This window comes from Azospirillum endophyticum (assembly GCF_016595245.1).
Taxonomy (GTDB): domain Bacteria; phylum Pseudomonadota; class Alphaproteobacteria; order Azospirillales; family Azospirillaceae; genus Azospirillum; species Azospirillum endophyticum.
This window is the reverse complement of the sequence record NZ_JAENHM010000034.1, coordinates 1-17578: the sequence shown is the minus strand read 5'-3', so window position 1 is coordinate 17578 and position 17578 is coordinate 1. Positions and strand designations below refer to the sequence as shown.

The 17578-nt window shown below is 67.4% G+C and carries 13 protein-coding genes; 8 read left to right on the top strand and 5 right to left on the bottom strand.

What is annotated here, in order from left to right:
• The first annotated feature begins 70 nt into the window (after positions 1-70).
• Together JHL17_RS11585 and JHL17_RS11580 are read left to right on the top strand one after the other, a co-directional pair.
• On the top strand, positions 71-2221 hold the full coding sequence (locus JHL17_RS11585) for a methyl-accepting chemotaxis protein (protein ID WP_200193208.1): 2151 nt from the start codon (positions 71-73) through the stop codon (positions 2219-2221).
• A gap of 139 nt (positions 2222-2360) precedes the next feature.
• The gene (locus tag JHL17_RS11580) at positions 2361-3182 is read left to right on the top strand and encodes a ParB/RepB/Spo0J family partition protein (protein WP_200193206.1); all 822 of its coding nucleotides are present in this window, start codon (positions 2361-2363) and stop codon (positions 3180-3182) included.
• A 25-nt stretch (positions 3183-3207) separates the two neighbouring features.
• Here JHL17_RS11580 and JHL17_RS11575 read toward each other — a convergent pair whose 3' ends face one another.
• Positions 3208-3843, bottom strand: coding sequence for an MBL fold metallo-hydrolase (locus JHL17_RS11575; protein ID WP_425599601.1), 636 nt, complete (start codon positions 3841-3843; stop codon positions 3208-3210).
• A gap of 370 nt (positions 3844-4213) precedes the next feature.
• Between JHL17_RS11575 and JHL17_RS11570 the strand changes: the two genes are divergently transcribed.
• A complete protein-coding gene (locus JHL17_RS11570; RefSeq protein WP_200193204.1) occupies positions 4214-4666 on the top strand; it encodes an RrF2 family transcriptional regulator in 453 nt (150 codons plus the stop codon).
• Positions 4667-4766: 100 nt separating this feature from the next.
• Positions 4767-5471, top strand: a complete 705-nt coding sequence (locus JHL17_RS11565; RefSeq protein ID WP_200193202.1) for an SDR family oxidoreductase — start codon at positions 4767-4769, stop codon at positions 5469-5471.
• 231 nt (positions 5472-5702) lie between these two features.
• Here the strand turns inward: JHL17_RS11565 and JHL17_RS11560 are convergent, their stop codons facing one another.
• The 3 genes from JHL17_RS11560 to phoU all read right to left on the bottom strand — a co-directional run bounded on the left by JHL17_RS11560 (position 5703) and on the right by phoU (position 9282).
• Entirely contained in the window at positions 5703-6995 is a 1293-nt protein-coding gene (locus JHL17_RS11560) for an adenylosuccinate synthase (RefSeq protein ID WP_200193200.1), read from the bottom strand.
• Between the two features lie 146 nt (positions 6996-7141).
• A complete protein-coding gene (locus JHL17_RS11555; protein ID WP_200193198.1) occupies positions 7142-8296 on the bottom strand; it encodes an ATP phosphoribosyltransferase regulatory subunit in 1155 nt (384 codons plus the stop codon).
• 218 nt (positions 8297-8514) lie between these two features.
• Positions 8515-9282 carry a phosphate signaling complex protein PhoU gene (gene phoU, locus JHL17_RS11550; protein ID WP_200193196.1) on the bottom strand — a complete coding sequence of 256 codons (768 nt, stop codon included), beginning with the start codon at positions 9280-9282 and terminating at the stop codon, positions 8515-8517.
• A 295-nt stretch (positions 9283-9577) separates the two neighbouring features.
• On the opposite strand from phoU, the gene JHL17_RS11545 reads away from it, so the two are divergent.
• The 3 genes from JHL17_RS11545 to JHL17_RS11535 all read left to right on the top strand — a co-directional run bounded on the left by JHL17_RS11545 (position 9578) and on the right by JHL17_RS11535 (position 14188).
• Entirely contained in the window at positions 9578-10285 is a 708-nt protein-coding gene (locus JHL17_RS11545; RefSeq protein WP_200193194.1) for a hypothetical protein, read from the top strand.
• A gap of 7 nt (positions 10286-10292) precedes the next feature.
• Positions 10293-12434, top strand: a complete 2142-nt coding sequence (locus JHL17_RS11540; RefSeq protein WP_247893475.1) for an adenylate/guanylate cyclase domain-containing protein — start codon at positions 10293-10295, stop codon at positions 12432-12434.
• Positions 12435-12553: 119 nt separating this feature from the next.
• Positions 12554-14188, top strand: coding sequence for a ShlB/FhaC/HecB family hemolysin secretion/activation protein (locus JHL17_RS11535; RefSeq protein ID WP_247893474.1), 1635 nt, complete (start codon positions 12554-12556; stop codon positions 14186-14188).
• Between the two features lie 180 nt (positions 14189-14368).
• Here JHL17_RS11535 and JHL17_RS11530 read toward each other — a convergent pair whose 3' ends face one another.
• Positions 14369-14995 (bottom strand): cold-shock protein, encoded by a 627-nt coding sequence (locus tag JHL17_RS11530; RefSeq protein ID WP_247893473.1) that lies wholly within the window; start codon positions 14993-14995, stop codon positions 14369-14371.
• Between the two features lie 411 nt (positions 14996-15406).
• On the opposite strand from JHL17_RS11530, the gene JHL17_RS11525 reads away from it, so the two are divergent.
• Positions 15407-17287, top strand: coding sequence for a right-handed parallel beta-helix repeat-containing protein (locus JHL17_RS11525; protein ID WP_200193190.1), 1881 nt, complete (start codon positions 15407-15409; stop codon positions 17285-17287).
• Positions 17288-17578: the final 291 nt, after the last annotated feature.

Sequence of the window (17578 nt, the reverse complement as noted above, 5' to 3'; positions counted from 1 at the left end):
GGCAGCGGATGATCGGTGTGCCATAAAGCCGGGCCAACCGGCAGCTTGTTTGCACGGGAGGGGCACAGCTTTGAACAAATTGCTTCTGCGTCACAAGATTCCGGGTGCGGTGGTCGGATCGGCGGTGCTGACGGCGCTGTTGCTCGGCAGCTTCGCCTATTCCGCCGCCACCGACCGGCTGCGCACGGCGGCCCAGGACAAGCTGGTGGCCTTGGCGGACGCCCGCGCCGCCAGCGTCCAGTCCTATCTGGAAGGGCTGGAGGGCGACATCGTCCTGACCGCCAACACGCGCTCGATGCGGGATGCGGCGGTGGCGTTGAGCAATGGCTGGAGGATCGAGGCCGACCGCGGCGATCCCGGCACAATGCTGCGCAAGCGCTATGTCGACGACAATCCCAATCCGCCGGCCGAGCGCTACAAGCTGGAGAAGCCGGACGCCAACGCCATGTACGACATGGCGCATCTGCGGCTGCATTCCTGGATGACCGATCTGATGCTCCGCCGCGGGCTGGCCGACGTGCTGCTGCTCTCGCAGGACGGGACGGTGCTCTACAGCGCAGCCAAGGGCGGTGATTTCGCCAAGCCGGCCGCCGAAGGGGCGCTCGCCGCCCTGGCCGATTCGGTGAAGCGCGATCCCACGCCGGACGAGGCGCGGGTTGCCGACTTCGGCGCCTATGCGCCTGCCGGTGGGACGCCTTCGGCCTTCTTGGCCACCCCGGTGGCGTTGCGCCAGCCGGACGGCACGGTGCAGATATTGGCGACCCTGGTCTTCCGCATGGAGCCGACCGGACTGGACCGCATCATGCGCGCCACCGGCGGCATGGGAGACAGCGGCGACACGTTCCTGGTGGGGGAGGACGGCAGGCTGCGCAGCACGCCGCGCTTCGCCCAGGGCATGGCCGTGCTGAGGCCCTATGACGGCGGCGCCATGGGCGCCATCAAAGGCGATGCCGACCATACCGGCGTGATCGAGGCGGCCAACATCGCCGGCAACGGCCCGGCTCTGACCGCCTACCGCCCGATGACGCACAACGGCGTCCGCTGGCTGGTGCTGGCGGAGGCAGCGGTGAACGAGATCCTGGCACCCGTCCATTCCATGCGCGACCGGATGATCGGTGCAGGAGCCGCGCTGCTGCTGGTCATCTGCCTTGGCGGCATCCTGTTCGCCCGCGGCATCACCCGTCCGCTGACGGCGATGTGCGAGGCGATGCAGAGCCTGGCCCAGGGCGAGCGCCGGCTGGACGTCCCGGCGCAGGGGCGCCACGACGAGATCGGCCGGATGGCCGGCGCCATGCAGGTGTTCAAAGAGGCGCTGATCAAGGCCGACGACCTCCATGCCGAACAGGAACTGGTCCGCGTCCGGCGCGAGGAACGCACCCGCCAACTGGAGCGGGTGACCGACGGCTTCGATGCCCGCGTCGGCGGAATCGTCCGTGCGGTGACCAGCGCCGCCGGAGGGTTGGAGGCTACGGCCAGATCGATGAGCGACGGCGCAGACCGGACGCTGCACGAGGCGACCAGCGTCGCCGCGGCCGCCGATCAGACGGCGAGCAGCGTCGGCACGGTGGCATCGGCGGCCAACCAGCTGCGCGCCTCCATCGGCGACATCGGCCGTCATATCGAGGAATCGAGCCGCATCACCCAGGCGGCGGTCGGGGCCGCCGCCCAGGCGGGAGAAACCATGCGCGTGGTGGTGGAAACCGCCGGCCGCATCGGCACCGTCGTGCAGCTGATCCATGACATCGCCGCACAGACCAACCTGCTGGCGCTGAACGCCACCATCGAAGCGGCGCGGGCGGGAGAGGCGGGCAAGGGCTTCGCCGTCGTCGCCAACGAGGTCAAGCATCTGGCCTCCCAGACCGCCAAGGCCACCGACGAGATCGGCAGCCAGATCGGCACCATGCAGTCGGTGACGGACGGGGCCGCGGCCTCGATCGGCCAGATCGCGACGGTGATCGCGGATATGGGCCGCATCTCCGGCATCGTCGCGACCGCCATCGAGGACCAGGGGGCGGCGACGATGGACATCGCCGCCAATGCCGAACAAGCCGCCAAGGCGACCCATTCGGTCACCGCGATCATCGACGGGGTGGCGCGATCCGCCGATACGACCAAGACGGTCGCCGAAGAGGTCCTGACCTCGTCCCAGGATCTGACGCGGCAGGCCGGGCATCTCAGGGCCGAGATCGAACGCTTCCTGACCGACATCAAGGCGGCGTGAGGGGTGGACTTGGCCGGCGGCAGCGAAGCCGGGAAGACCTGTTCCCCTTTTCTTCTCACTGCGCCGTTGACAGGGCTGCAACGGTCGGGGCACGGTTGCAGGGCTGGAAAGAATGGTGAACAGGGACTGTGGATACGACATGCCGACGCTCGCGCCCGACCATTCGGACCTGTTCGACGATGTGGGCAAGCTGCCCCGGTTGTTGGAACTCGACGTCGCGAGGATCATCCGCAATCCCAACCTGCCGCGGCGCCATTTCGATCCGACCGAGATGCAGGGGCTTGCCGACTCGATCGCGCATTACGGATTGAAGCAGCCGGTCCTGGTGCAGGAAACCGTAGGCGGCCACCGTCTGGTCGCCGGCGAACGGCGGATGCGCGCCCATGAGATGCTGGGGCTGGCGACCATCTACGCCCTGGTCACCTCAGGCAATCCGGATGAGCTGACGCTGGTGGAGAATGTCCAGCGCGTCGACCTGGACGCGCTTGAACTGGCGGAGGCGCTGGCCCGGCTGATCGATCGGTTCGGCTACACCCAGGAACAGCTTGGCCGCATCATCGGCAAGAGCCAGAGCAACGTCAGCCATACCCTGCGGCTGAACAGCCTGCCGGAGACGATCAAGCAGGAATATGCCGCCGCCCACCATGACGTCTCCCGCTCCACCCTGATCGAGATCGCCTGGATCAAGGATCTGGAAGAGCAGATGGCGCTGTGGGAGCAGGTGAAGGCCGGCGACGGCACCGTCCAGGCCGCCCGCAGCCGCAAGGACGCCGCCAAGGAGCCGGCGCTGCGCACGCTGTCGGCGGTCGGCCGCTTCCTCGACGCGCTGCGCCGCGCGACCGCCCGCCTGGGCGATCCGCGCGAACACCGCGCTTACGTCGACGACATGCAGCGCCGTGAACTGATCAGCCTGCGCCGACGCATCGACCTGCTGCTGGGCGACGAGCCGACGGTGGATTGAGGAGGGCGCTTTCCTCGGGGGGGCCTCAGTCGTTCAGGAACGGATTGTACAGCCTCTCTTCGCCGAACCTGGACATCGGGCCGTGGCCGGGAATGAAGGCGATGTCGTCGCCATAGGGGAACAGCTTGTCGCGGATCGAGGCGATCAGGTCGCCATGGTTGCCCTTGGGGAAATCGGTCCGGCCGACGGAGCCCTGGAACAGCACGTCGCCGACGATGGCGAGCTTCGACGGCCGGTGGACGAACACGACATGGCCGGGGGTGTGCCCCGGGCAGTGGCGGACCTCCAGGGTCTGGTTGCCGACGGTCACCGTGTCGCCCTCCTCCAGCCAGCGGTCCGGCGTGAAGGAGCGGACGGGCGGGAAACCGAACATCTGGCTCTGCATCGGCATGCCGTCGATCCAGAACTGGTCCTCGCGCTGCGGCCCCTCGATCGGTAGCGACAGTCTGTCGGCCAGATCGGCGACGGCGCCGGCATGGTCGATATGGCCGTGGGTGACCAGGATCTTCTCCAGCGTCACGCCCTTGGCCTTCGCTGCGGCCAGGATGCGGTCCAGGTCGCCGCCGGGATCGATGGCGGCGCCCTTCATCGTCTCGGGACACCAGAGCACCGTGCAGTTCTGCTGGAACGGGGTGACCGGAACGATGGCGTACTGCAGCATGTCCTGACCTGCGAGTGTGCGTGGAAATGGCGGAACGAGCGGCTGGAAGCCGACGGGCAGGGCGACCTTAACGCGCCCGTGGCGGCTGCCGCAAACCATTCGCGCAAAGCCGGCCGCATTGGCCGGCCAATCCGGCGATGGCGCGGTTGGGCTCCCTATCAAGCGCACAGGCCATGGCATTATGCTTGGCGATCGGATTCACGCTTCAAATCGATTCCGATTCTGCGCGATCCGATCTAAGGTCCGCCGGGCCGACCGGGAGCAGCGCCTTTTGGTGGAATACCGGGCCGGCACGAAATGTTAACCACCGAAGCTTTAGATCGGGGCGGACCAACAAACCGCCGCCGCAAATCATACGGATTCCGCCGGAATGCTGTCGCAGAAAGCCAAATACGCGTTGCGTGCCCTGATCATGCTGGCGGAGAAGGACAATGGCGATCTGATCCTGATCGCCGATATCGCGGAACGCGAGAACATCCCGCGCAAATTCCTGGAAGCCATCCTGGTCGAACTGCGCAAGGAAGGGCTCCTCTTCGCAAAGCGCGGCAAGAGCGGCGGTTACCGCCTTGCCCGGCCGGCCGCCCAGATCACCTTCGGCGAGGTGATCCGCCTGATCGACGGGCATCTCGCCCCGATTCCCTGTGCCAGCAAGGGATCCTTCAAGCCGTGCGAGGATTGCATCGACACGGAAACCTGCTCGGTCCGCTGGCTGATGGTCCAGGTTCGCGACGCCACCGCCGCCGTGCTGGACAACCAAACGCTGGCCGATGCCCTTCGCCATCGCCAGTCCACCGGCAACATCGCCGCCAACTTCGACATCTGACCGTCTCCATCGCCGGCCGGCCGCGGCGCTGAAATCGCATTTGAGGCCGCTGTCCTCCGCCCTTATGGTTGGCCGAACGACTGGTTAGCGAGGGATCGGCATGTCTGACGAGAAGGTGGCCGTCGTAACGGCCGGTGGCAGCGGCATGGGAGCGGCGACGGCGCGCCGGCTGGCGGCCGACGGGTTCAAGGTCGCCATCCTGTCCTCTTCCGGCAAGGGGGAGGCGCTGGCCGCCGAACTGGGCGGCATCGGGGTGACCGGGTCGAACCAGTCCAACGACGACCTGAAGCGGCTGGTCGATGCCACGATGCAGCGCTGGGGCCGCATCGACGTCCTGGTGAACAGCGCCGGCCATGGCCCGCGCGGAGCGCTGCTGGAGATCAGCGACGAGGACTGGCACCGGGGCATCGAGGTCTATTTCCTCAACGTCGTGCGGGCGGTCCGGCTGGTGGCCCCGATCATGGTCGGGCGGAAGTCCGGCTCGATCGTCAACATCTCCACCGCCTGGGCCTTCGAGCCGAGCGCGATGTTCCCGACCTCCGCCGTCGCGCGGGCCGGTCTGGCCGCCTACACCAAGCTCTTCGCCGAGCAGTATGCCGCGGACAATGTGCGGATGAACAACGTTCTGCCCGGCTGGATCGACAGCCTGCCGGCGACCGAGGAGCGGCGCCAGAGCGTGCCCATGCAACGCTACGGCAGCAGCGAGGAGATCGCGGCGACGGTGGCCTTCCTGGCCTCGCCGGGCGCCGGCTACATCACCGGCCAGAACATCCGGGTGGATGGCGGGCTGACCCGTTCCGTCTGATACCAATGCCGGAAAGTTCCGACCTTTGGCCGGCACTTTCCGGCCCCTCAGACGCCGGGCGGCCCGCTTCCGCGGGCCTTGGCTTCGCGGGCATGTGCCCGCGCGGCCGCAGTCGCGGCCGTACCAGCGCCGAAAAGTCGAAACTTTTCGGCGCTGGTATGATCCGGGGACGCGGAAACGGAAAAGGGCCGGCGAAGCGCCGGCCCTTTTCCCTGGGAACGTTCCGCCGGGTCAATCGGCGAAGGGGTCCGTCATCAGGATGGTGTCGTCGCGTTCCGGGCTGGTCGACAGCAGGGCGACCGGGGCCTGGATCAGCTCCTCGATGTGGCGGACATACTTGACCGCCTGGGCCGGCAACTCCGCCCAGGAGCGGGCGCCGCGGGTGGTGTCCTTCCAGCCTTCGAAGGTCTCGTAGATCGGCTCGACGCGGGCCTGGGCGCCGGCGTTCGACGGGTAATAGTCCAATTCCTTGCCGTCCAGACGGTAGCCGACGCAGACCTTGATCTCGTCGAAGCCGTCCAGCACGTCCAGCTTGGTGAGCGCGATGCCGTCGATGCCGCCGGTCTTGATCGCCTGGCGGACCATGACGGCGTCGAACCAGCCGCAACGGCGCTTGCGCCCGGTGACCACGCCGAACTCCTTGCCCTTCTGGCCGATCAGCTCGCCGATGTCGTCCGTCAGCTCGGTCGGGAAGGGGCCGGACCCGACGCGGGTGGTGTAGGCCTTGCAGATGCCCAGCACATAGCCGACGGCGCGCGGGCCCATGCCGCTGCCGGCGGCGGCGTTGCCGGCCACCGTGTTGGAGGAGGTGACGTAGGGATAGGTGCCGTGGTCGATGTCCAGCATCGTGCCCTGGGCGCCTTCGAACAGGATGCGCTTGCCGGCGCGGCGCAGCTCGTCCAGCTGCTTCCAGACGACGGCGGCGTAGGGCAGGACCTGCGGGGCGATCTCGCGCAGCGGCTCCAGGATGTCGGCCGGGGTCATCTCCGGCGCGCCGAGCGCGCGGAACAGGGCGTTGTGGTGGGCAAGCAGGGCGTCGACCTTCTCCACCAGCACGGCCTCGTCGGTCAGGTCGCACAGGCGGATGGCGCGGCGCGCCACCTTGTCCTCATAAGCCGGGCCGATGCCGCGGCCGGTGGTGCCGATCTTGCCGGCGCCCTTGGCCTCTTCGCGCGCCTTGTCCAGCGCGCTGTGCACCGGCAGGATCAGGGGCACGTTCTCGGCGACGATCAGGTTTTCCGGGTTGACGGTGACGCCCTTTTCCTTGATCGCATTGACTTCGCGGATGAAGGCCCACGGGTCGAAGACGACGCCGTTGCCGATGACCGACAGCTTGCTCTGGCGCACCACGCCGGACGGCAGCAGGCTCAGCTTGTATTCGACGCCGTTGATCACCAGCGTGTGGCCGGCGTTGTGACCGCCCTGGAAGCGCACCACCACATCGGCCCGGCTGGACAGCCAGTCGACGATCTTGCCCTTGCCCTCGTCGCCCCACTGGGCGCCGACCACCGCAACGTTGGCCATCTCTCGTCTCCGCAAAACTTCAAAAGGAACCGCTCAGCCTCCCGATCCACCGCAGGGTACCATCCGCGCGGCGTGGGGGGCCGTTCACCCCGAACCCAACTCGCCTGAGTTCAACTCGCTTGAACCCAAGTCGTTCGAACCCAGGGTCACCCGACCGGCTTGACGTCCCCGCCGGCCAGCCAATGGCCGCAGTGGAGCCGTCTGGCTTCCGCGGCCGCATCGGTAACCGGGGCCAGCCCGGCGACCGTCACCCATCCGTCGGCCCGCAGCCTGCGCGCCGTCTCCCAGCCGCTGCCATGCGGCACATAGACCCGGCCCGGGGCCTTGGCCGCCGGAACCGCGCGCAGCAGCGTGTCCATATAGAGCGTGAAGCCGGTCGCCGGCTCCCCGCGGTCTTCTCCCTGGGCCCCGGCGCGGTAGCGTCCGCCCTGGCCCAGTTCCCCCGCGGCGCGGGAGAACAGGGTGAAACTGAGACCGGTCTGGTATTCGAAGCCGCGATGCTCCACCAGGTCGATGGTCACCGTCAGGTTCGGCATCGCTGCGCGCAGCAGCGCCAGCGTGTCGGTCAGCCGGCGCCGGTCCTTCTCGGCACCCTCAGGCAGCGGCAGGGCGGCCAGCGCCTGCATGGCGCGCTCGGCGGGGCCGGAGGCGCTCATCAGCGTTTCCAGCAGCGAGGCCGCGGTGCCGCCGACCGCGGCCACGGCGGCCGAGTCCTTGCGGTCGAGCGCGGCGCGCAGCTGCCGGATCTCGTCCTCGCCCAGGCCCAGCCCGGCGCAGATGCGCGACACCATGGTGGGAACGCAGAGGTCGACCGACAGGTGCGGCACGCCGATGGCGGTCAGCGCCTGGACGGCCAGCAGAACCACCTCGGCATCGGCCTCCGCCTCCAGGGCGCCGATCAGCTCGACGCCAACCTGGGTGAACTGGCGTTCGGGGCGCAGTTGCGACCCCTTCACCCGCAGCACCTGCCCGGCGTAGCACAGGCGCAACGGCCGGGCTTCGTTCTTCAGGCGAGTGGTGGCGATGCGGGCGATCTGCGGGGTGATGTCGGCGCGGACGGCCATCATCCGCTGCGAATGCGGGTCCATCAGCCGGAAGGTCTGCTTGGACATCGCCGCACCGGGGCCGGAGAGCAGGTTTTCCTCGAACTCGACCAGGGGCGGATCGACGCGGCGATAGCCCTGCGCGGCGAATTCCGCCAGCAGGCGTTCGACGGCCGCCGCCTCATGCGCCGCTTCGGACGGCAGCACGTCGTGCAGTCCGGCGGGAAGCAGGGCGGAGCTCAATGCGTCGGCGGGCATGACCAGCGTGTCTCGTTGCAGGCAGGGACAGGGATGCCGCGGCGAATGTCGGGCACACGGGGCGGGCTAATACCCGACCCCCGCGCCGCATGCAAACGGAAAAGCCCCGCACCCCGCCGGTATCTCCCCTGCGTCGGCGCCGGCTGGACGAAGTGTCGCTGCCGATGGCGTCGGGAGCAGGGGGGCGGTCGGGTGGGGAAAGCCGTGGGATCGACGGATCAACCGGCGTCGACAGGGCCGGCGTCGTCGAGCAAGGTCGACAGGTCGACGTCGGGCGGAAGGGGCGACACCACGGCGAAGCTGCTGGCATCGTTCTTCGGACGCAGCACGGTCAGGGGTGTGCCGACCACCAGGAAATGGATGATCTCGGCGATGTTGGTGGCATGGTCGCCGATGCGCTCCAGGTTCTTCGCCATGAACAGCAGATGGGTGCAGGGCGTGATGTTGCGCGGATCCTCCATCATATAGGTCAGGACCTCGCGGAACAGGCTGGTATACAGGTCGTCCAGTTCCTCGTCGCGTTCCCATGCGGCGATGGCCTTCTCGACATCGCGCTCGATATAGGCGTCCAGCACGTCCTTCAGGATGGCTTCGACCAGCCGTCCCATGCGCGGGATTCCGGCGGCCGGCCGCACCACCGGCACCTGGGCCAGCGCCAACGACCGCTTGGCGACGTTCGCGGCATAGTCGCCGATGCGCTCCAGATCGGCGGAGACCTTCAGCGCCGAGACGATTTCGCGCAGATCCTGGGCCATCGGCTGGCGCAGGGCCAGCAGGCGAACCGCCTCCGCGTCGATGTCGCGTTCATAGGCGTCGAGCCGCGCATCGGCCTGCATCACCTGGGAGGCGAGGCCGACGTCACGGCGCGACACCGCCTTCACCGCGGCCTCCACCTGTGCCTCGGCCACGCCGCCCATCTGGGTGATGAGGTTGGACAGGCGTTGCAGTTCCTGCGCGAAGGAGCGGACGATGTGTTCGGTGGCCATTTTGGTCGCGACGCTCCAATGATGTCCGTCCCAAACGTCGCGGCTCCGAAGGCTGCCACGCGCGGGACGTGTACATTAGCCGGCGGCCATGACGCCGGTATGGCGGGTTTGTTTCGCTTTCTTGACAATCGGGCGTCACCGCCACGCATCCCTTCCGCTGCCGGCCTCACCATGACCCGGCCAATGGGACGTATTGGATTTGAAGTAACTCGGTAACTTCGTTAAAGGGTACGCAGCCATAGTGAAGCCGTCCACAGGGGGCATGCCCCCTGCACCGACCGGGGAGGCCGTTTCCATGTCCGTCGCGTTCCAGTTGTCCGTCCGCAGCATCGCCGCAGGATCCCTGCTGCTGCTGGCCGCCTCGCCCCTGGCGCTCGCCGCCGATCCGGCCCCGGCCTCGGGTGCTCCCACCGCACTGGTGGAGGATGTGTCCGACGGCGTCGATGGCGTGCAGGCAATGGATTATCTGGCGACCGGCCGCACCGTGGCGCTGAAGGCGGGTCAGACGCTGACGCTGAGCTACCTCGAATCTTGCGTGAACGAGACGATCACCGGAGGTTCGGTGACGGTCGGCGCCCGTGAATCGGCGGTGGAGGGCGGCAGCATCGACCGCCACACGCTGCCCTGCGACGGCGGCAAGCTGCTGCTGGCCTCCAACGAGGCCGGCAAGGCGGGGGTGACGGTCTTCCGCAGCGCACCCATCGCCCTGCCGGGGATGAAGGCGCCGCTGCCCAAGTCCGACCTGACTCTGTACAAGACCCATCCGGTGCTGGTCCTGTCGGCGCCCGGCCCCGTCACCATCGACCGGCTCGATGTGCAGGGCATCGCGCTGACCACCGTCAACGTTCCCGGCACCACGCTGGATACCGCGAAGAAGGGAACAGGGCTGGAACCGGGCGGTCTCTACAAGATCTCCGCCGGGCAGAAGTCCTTCGTGGTGAAGATCGACGAGAAGGCGGCCGGCGGCGGCGGGCCGGCGCTCGGCCGGCTGATCCGCTTCTGAGCGGCGGATGATGAGGCTGCCCCGGCGCGCCCGGCTGGTTCTGCTCGGCGCGGTGGCGCCGGTCGTCGCGGCACTCGTGACATTGGCGGCCTCATCCTCATTGCAGGGGCCGTCGATCGACAGCCTCTATTGGCTGCGCGAGCGGGTGCATGGCCCCCGGACTGGTATCGACCCGTCCCCGGTCGTCGTGGTCGGCATCGATGAGGAGACTTACCGCCGCCCGCCCTTCGCCGGCACGCCGCAGGCGCTGTGGGGGCCGCGGCTGGGCACCGTGCTGGGCGCCATGCTGGACGGCGGGGCGGCGGCCATCGGCCTCGATATCGTCCACCCGACCTCGGTCGAGACGTTGATTCCGGGTTTCGAGCGCGACTATCTGCTGACTCTGCGCCGCGGCGGCAAGGAAGGCCGGCTGGTGTTGGCGAAGGTGCAGCATCAGAGCGATCCGCTGATGCCCTATCGCGGCTATGTGATCGCCGCCGGCCTCAACAATATCCGCTCGGTCAATCTGGTGGAGGATCCCGACGGCGTGCTGCGCCGGGTGCCGCTGACGCTGGCCGCGGCTGGTCCCGACGGCCGCCCGAAGGCCGAGCCGGGCATGGCGGTTGAGGTCGCCTCCCGCGTGCTGAAGGCGCCTCTGGAACTTGGGAAAGACGGCTCCGCCACGCTGGCCGGCTATCGGGTGCCGGGCGGGGAGGGCAACCGTCTGCTGGTCAACCATGCCACCGCTCCCGGCGCCATCCCGACCTATTCGCTGGCTGATCTCTATGCCTGCGCCGAAGCCGGCAAGGCCGATTATTTCGCCGGGCACTTCAAGGGCAAGGCGGTGATGGTCGGCACCGTGCTGGATGTGGAGGACCGCAAGCTCTCCTCCAACCGCTGGGTCACCAAGCCGGAAGGGACCAATCTTCCCGAACGCTGTGCCCTGCCGGTGATGAGCGAGCTGTATGTTGCCGGTCGCACCCGCGACAGCATCCCCGGCGTCTACATCCATGCCGCCGCCATCTCCAACCTGATCGCGCACGATGCGCTGGAGGAGGCCGGCGGACCGGCCGCCGCGGCCCTGATCATGCTGCTGGCCGATCTGGCTGCCCTGGTGACGCTGGCGACCCGGCCACCGGTGGCCGCGGCCGGCCTTGCCCTGCTGCTGGCGGGATGGAGCGGGGTGGCGGTGGAGGCGTTCCAGGGCGGGCTGGTGCTGCCCTATCTGCAGGCCGCATTGGCGGCGCTGCTGGTCTTCCCGCTGGCGCTGGGCTTCCGCTTCGCGGTGCTGGACCGCGACCAGCGGCACATCCGCAACGCCTTCAAGCTCTATCTGCCGGGTTCGCTGATCGACGACATGATCGCGTCGGGCCAGTCGCCCAGCCTGGGCGGCGAGGAGCGCGACCTGTCGATCCTGTTCTGCGACATCGCCGGCTTCACCAAGATGTCCGAAGGGATGGAGCCGGAGGCCCTCGTCACCGTTCTGAACCGCTATTTCACGGTGATGACCGACATCATCGAGGCGCATGGCGGTTTCGTCGACAAATACATCGGCGACGCCGTGCTGGCGGTGTTCGGAGCCCCCTATGCCATCGACAACCATGCCCGTGCCGCGGTGGCGGCGGCATTGGCGATGCGTCAGGCGATGGCCGACGACCCGACCCTGCTGGCGACCTCCAGCGGGCGCGGCTCCAACCGGATCGGCATCGCCACCGGACCGGCGCTGATCGGCAACATCGGCTCGCCCCGCCGCTTCAACTACACGGTGATGGGCGACACGGTGAATCTGGCTTCCCGACTGGAGGGTGCCAACAAATACTACAACACCGCCCTCATGGTCGGCGGCGAGACCGTGCGCCACCATGGCGACCCGGAAGCCTTCCGCGCGCTCGACATCGTGCAGGTCGTCGGCCGCAGCGAGCCGGTGGAGGTGTTCGAGCCGCTGTCCGCCACCCGCCTTGCGGATCCGGAGGATCTTGCGCAGCGTACCGCCTACGCCGCCGCCCTCGACGATTGGCGCGCCGGCCGCTTCGAAGCCGCTGCCGCCGGCTTCCGCGCGCTGGTGGCCTCCGACGGCGCCGCCCTGGCGATGCTGCACAAGGTGGAGAAGCGCATCGGCCTGCCGGCCGAGCCGAATTGGGCCGGCGTGACCGCCCTCACCGACAAATAGCCGGACGACGACAAGCCGTGTCCCCAGCCGCCAATTCCGTCATGCCCCGCCCCGTCATGCGTCGCTTCCGGCGTCTCGTCCGTTGGTCCGCGTTGCTGCTTGCAGGGATTGCCGGACCATTGCCGGCACTGGCCCAGGCGGTTCCGCCGGTGCTGCCGCCCTCGCTCGACCCCAACCGTCTGGAGCAGCGCTTCGAACGGCCTGCGGTGCCGCAGTCTTCGCCGGAAATCGAGATGCCGGCCCCGGAGAAGGCTCCGCCTCCCCGCGATGCCGAACGCATCACCCTGACCCTGAGCGAGATCCGCGTCGACGGCAACAGCGTCTACGACAGCGACAGCCTGTCCGCCCTGTGGCGCGACAAGCTGGGCAAGCCGGTGACGCTGGCCGATCTCTATGCCGTCCGCGACGCCATCACCGCGCGGTACCGCAACGACGGCTACGTGCTGTCCCAGGCGGTGGTACCGGCCCAGCGCATCCGCGACGGCATCGTCCGCCTGCAGGTGGTGGAGGGCTATGTCGACGAGGTGGTCGTCCAGGGCGAGGCGACGGACCGGCTGGGCCTGCTGCGGCGCATGGGGGAAAAGATCAAGGCCTCGCGGCCGCTGCGCATGGCGGACATGGAGCGTTACGTCCTGCTGGCCGACGATCTGCCCGGCGTGGCGGTGAAGACGGTGCTGGAGGCGTCACCCGACACGCCCGGCGCATCGCGCCTGACGCTGACGCTGGAGCGCACGCCCTTCGATGGCTTCCTGTCGCTCGACAACCGCGGCACCCGCTCGATCGGGCCGATGCAGGTGACCGGCGTCGCCAGTGTCGAGGATCAACTCGGCCTTTTCGAGCGCACCACCGCCCAGGGCATCGTCACCCCGCAGATCCGCGAACTGCGCTTCTTCGACGTCGGGCAACTCGTGCCGGTGGATGCCGAGGGCACGACGGTGGAGTATGGCGTCCGCCGCTCCTGGTCGCAGCCCGGCGACAGCGTCCGGCCGCTCGACCTTGACAGCCTGACCACCTCCGGCCGGGTGGCGGTGTCGCACCCTTTCATCCGCAGCCGGACCGAGACGCTACGCGCCGGCTTCAGCCTCACCATCCGCGACAGCCGCACCGACGCGTTGGGCGACAAGCTGTCGCAGGACAGGTTGCGGATCGTCGCCGCCAACCTCTCCTATGATTTCGCCGACGGCTGGGGTGGGACGAACCTGCTGACGGCGGAACTGTCCAAGGGCCTGGATATCCTGAATGCAACGCAATCAGGCAGTGCCACGCTGACCCGCAGCGGCGGGCGCAGCGATTTCCGCAAACTCCTGCTGTCGGCCCAGCGCAACCAGCCTCTGGGCGAATCGCTGCTCCTCGCTTTGTCGGGAGAGGCGCAATACAGCCCCGACCAGTTGCTGTCGTCGGAGGAGTACGGGCTGGGCGGCAAACAATATGGGCGAGCCTTCGACCCGTCGGAAATCACCGGCGACAGCGGCTTCGCCGGCCGGGCGGAATTGCAGTACATCCTGCCGGTCCAGGAGGACGGGCTGGATTATGCAGTCGCCTATGGCTTCGGCGATTATGGAGCCGTGTACAATTACGAAGGCGGCACGCGGCACGGCCGCCGGTCCCTCGCCTCGACCGGCATCGGCCTGCGCTTCGGCGTGTTCCGGCGCATCGACGCCAGCGTGGAGCTCGCCAAACCCTTCATCTCCACGCCGTTCGCCACGCAGGACCGTGCACCACGCGCCTTCTTCACGCTGACGACGCGGTTCTGACCCGACACGCGACGACCGCCGGGCGGCTGGCCGGCCGACCCCGCCGGGCAACGATCGTCGCCGGCAAAAGGCCTATAGCCCCGGGCGTTCAATTGGAAACGCTGGGGGCTGTAGGCTTTTCGTTTGAGGATGGGAGCCGCGCTACACATCGATTTCGATTTTGCGCGATCCGATCCAGCGTCAGATCAACTCGACCCGTTGGGCGACCGGAGCATCTTCCGAACCGACGGCCAGATACCGGACATCCTCGCCGTCGGCGACGATGTCCAAGCCGGACTGGCGCAGGGTGGCGCGGTCGAAATAGACGGTCGCCCCATCCTCCCACGGCTCGATCAGGCCGGACTGGCTGTCCAGGTTGTACCAGCGCACCGTGCCATAGGCCATCGTCGCCGGACCGGCCGGTTCGGCTTGCCGCTCCCGCCTTTCGCGCTGCGGCTTGGGCGGACGGGCGAAGCTCTCGCCGGCATCGTCGAACTGCGCGGTCGGCTGGCCCATCGGTTGGGCAGCCGACGCGGTGGTGCGCGGCGGGCGCTGGTTGCGGGCACGCGGGGCGGGCGGGGTTTCCGGCGGCGTGGCGGAGTGAATGGCGACGACCTGGGGTCCCTTGGCGCCCTGTGCCAGATCGCAGACGACCGTCGTACCCTCGACCGGGTTGGGCAGGGAGGCGGCGGCCAGGACCGAAGCGTGCAAGAAGGCCTCGCCGGAGCCATCGGCGAGGCGGACGAACCCAAAACCCTTTTCCGGTTTGAACCACTTTACCGTCGCGGTGACGTTCGTCGCGGTGACGTTCTTCAACTCTTCGCTCAAGACAGGTCCCTTTCACGTCCTGTAGGCCGGGGAGGGCGGTCCTGACGCTGAACTAGGCGCGGCACCGCTTTATGACCAAGAACAGGACCCCGGCGGTCGCAAGCTTATCATAAAATTCCAGAAAATGACCAGTGCGGTGATGCCCTCCAACATTGCGACGATTGCCGGCATCATCTGGCGCGTGGGCGATACACGCAGTGCGCGAAGTCGATGGAAAGAAATCTTTCCTCTATCGGTGGTTCAATTTCATAAACAAAGCCGCATGACAATGCCACCAAATCGCGGCTGTCGATCGGATTGCATAATGCCGATCTTGCAGCCGCATCCTGTCCATCAGAGGTACTTACGACGTAAATAAAATTTTAACTAAAAAATTCGACTCATGACTCCATCAGAACGGAGGATTGATTTATGACGACCACCGACCAGACCGCTTTTTTCGTGTCCACCAAGGGCAATGACAGCTGGTCCGGGCGGCTCGCCGCTCCCAACGCCGCCGGCACCGACGGTCCCTTCGCCAGCCTCGAGAAGGCGCGGGACGCCATGCGGGCAGGCGATATCGACACCACCTATGTCCGTGGCGGCACCTATCGCCTCGACAAGACGCTGACCCTCGACTCCCACGACGACGGCCACAGCTTCCTCGCCTACGGGAACGAGACGCCGGTGCTGAGCGGCGGAGAGCGGGTGACCGGCTTCGCCTACGAGGGCAAGGGGCTCTATTCGGCCAAGCTCTCGTCCGCCAATGGCCTGGATGTCAGCATCGGCGGCGTCCGCCAGCATGCGGCGCAGACCGGCGACTTCGATCCGGCCCAATCCGCGACCAGCGGCTGGCATGTGCTGAAGGCCAATTCGACCGGCGCCAGCAAGACCAGCTTCAACTTCTCGAACGGCGACATTCCCTCGGGCCTGAAGCCCCATGCCGGGCTGGTCGCTCAGACCTTCGATACCGAACGGCTGAAGGACGATATCTCGTCCGTGAAGTCGATCGACCAGTATCATCACACGGTGACGCTCGACGATGCGGCTTCCTACGCCCTGCGGACCGGCGGCACCTATCGGCTGATGAACGACGCCTCGCTGATCCGCGACGCCGGTGAGTTCGGCTGGCGCGCCAGCGACGGCAAGCTGGTGGTCAAGCCGTCCGATCCCGGCGGCTTCCAGTCGGATGGCGTGGTCGTCGCCCGGCTCGGTACGCTGATCAAGACAAGCAATGCCAGCAACGTCAGCATCGAAGGGCTGACCTTCTCCGACACCCGATATGACGGCTCGGCGCTGTCGATGCAGGGCGGCCACGGCAATTCGGTCGGCGGCAATCATTTCGTCAATGTCGGGACCGCGGTCTCGCTCGACGGCACCGACGATAGCCGCATCGCCGGCAACCATATGGAACAGCTTGGCGACAGCGGCGTCTCGATGATCCATGCCGCCAACGGCAACCGCATCTACGCCAACAGCATCGAGCATATCGGCCAGATCACCAAGGGCGGGGCCGGCATCGGGGCCGTCGGCAGCAGCAACAGCATGGTCAGCAACAACGACATCACCGATGCCCCGCGCTATGGCGTGTCGTTCAAGGAATGGGACGACGGGCAGCTGAACCGCAACAACACGGTCCAGTTCAACAAGATCCACCATGTCGGGCAGGAGACCGCGGATGGCGGCGGCATCGAGATGCTCGGGCGCTCGGCCAAGGACATGGGCTCGGTCATCCGCGGGAACGAGGTGATCGACACTGGCGGTCTCGCCACCGACGGCAAGGGCAACTGGCTGACCGATCACAAGGGCTGGGGCATCTCGCTGGACGACCTGACCAGTGGCGTCATCGTGCGCGACAACTTCGTGAAGGGCTTTGCCTGGGCCGGCATCTATGTCCATGGCGGCGACAGCAATCTGCTGGAGAACAATTTCGGCATCGCCAGCCGTCCGGAGGATGCCTTCATCCGGCTGGAATGGGTGCCGAAGGCCGGTGCCGAGGCCCGTCCCCACGACAACATGGTGATCCACAACCTGGCGGCCGGCGATATGCCGATCGAACAGTACTGGAAGCTGCTCAGCCCCGGCAGGTTGACCATGGACGGCAACGTTGCAGCCAACGGCCGCGGGTTCGGCCCGAACGACGCGGTCTTCAATCCGGGCTTCCGGGACAGCGCGCATGCCGACTACTCGCTGAAGGACAAGGCTCCGGTCCTGGCCCACGGCATTCACGACCTCAGCTGGTCGTCGATGGGAACCGACGGCTATCACGCCGACAGCAGCATGGCCCAGTTCTGGGATCACGCTGCCTACTGACGGGATGGGGGGCGCCGGACCGCCGGCGTCCCTCTCCGTTCCCCGTCAGAAAAACGTCATCGGGATGANCCCGACAAACCGGCGCTTGCGACCCGAACCCCAGAGGTTCGGTCGAGCCTCCGGTTTCTGCATCGGGCGGGTTCTTTGACAAGTACATACCGTGTTGTGAGAAGGGATGCGCAGGCGGCGGCAGTTGGTAGCCGTTGCGGCCTTGGGGTGTTGGTTCTTTTGGGGATCGGCACAATCGAGGATCGTCTGTGCATCTTTTGAGCAGAGAAACTGTATCAGTAT

Excerpts from the sequence above, each read along its gene's own strand:
- JHL17_RS11580 (WP_200193206.1), top strand. The coding sequence starts at position 2,361 with ATGCCGACGCTCGCGCCCGACCATTCGGACCTGTTCGACGATGTGGGC.
- JHL17_RS11545 (WP_200193194.1), top strand. The coding sequence starts at position 9,578 with ATGTCCGTCGCGTTCCAGTTGTCCGTCCGCAGCATCGCCGCAGGATCC.
- JHL17_RS11555 (WP_200193198.1), bottom strand. The coding sequence starts at position 8,296 with ATGCCCGCCGACGCATTGAGCTCCGCCCTGCTTCCCGCCGGACTGCAC.
- JHL17_RS11560 (WP_200193200.1), bottom strand. The coding sequence starts at position 6,995 with ATGGCCAACGTTGCGGTGGTCGGCGCCCAGTGGGGCGACGAGGGCAAG.
- JHL17_RS11525 (WP_200193190.1), top strand. The coding sequence starts at position 15,407 with ATGACGACCACCGACCAGACCGCTTTTTTCGTGTCCACCAAGGGCAAT.
- JHL17_RS11565 (WP_200193202.1), top strand. The coding sequence starts at position 4,767 with ATGTCTGACGAGAAGGTGGCCGTCGTAACGGCCGGTGGCAGCGGCATG.
- JHL17_RS11570 (WP_200193204.1), top strand. The coding sequence starts at position 4,214 with ATGCTGTCGCAGAAAGCCAAATACGCGTTGCGTGCCCTGATCATGCTG.
- JHL17_RS11540 (WP_247893475.1), top strand. The coding sequence starts at position 10,293 with ATGATGAGGCTGCCCCGGCGCGCCCGGCTGGTTCTGCTCGGCGCGGTG.
- JHL17_RS11575 (WP_425599601.1), bottom strand. The coding sequence starts at position 3,843 with ATGCTGCAGTACGCCATCGTTCCGGTCACCCCGTTCCAGCAGAACTGC.
- phoU (WP_200193196.1), bottom strand. The coding sequence starts at position 9,282 with ATGGCCACCGAACACATCGTCCGCTCCTTCGCGCAGGAACTGCAACGC.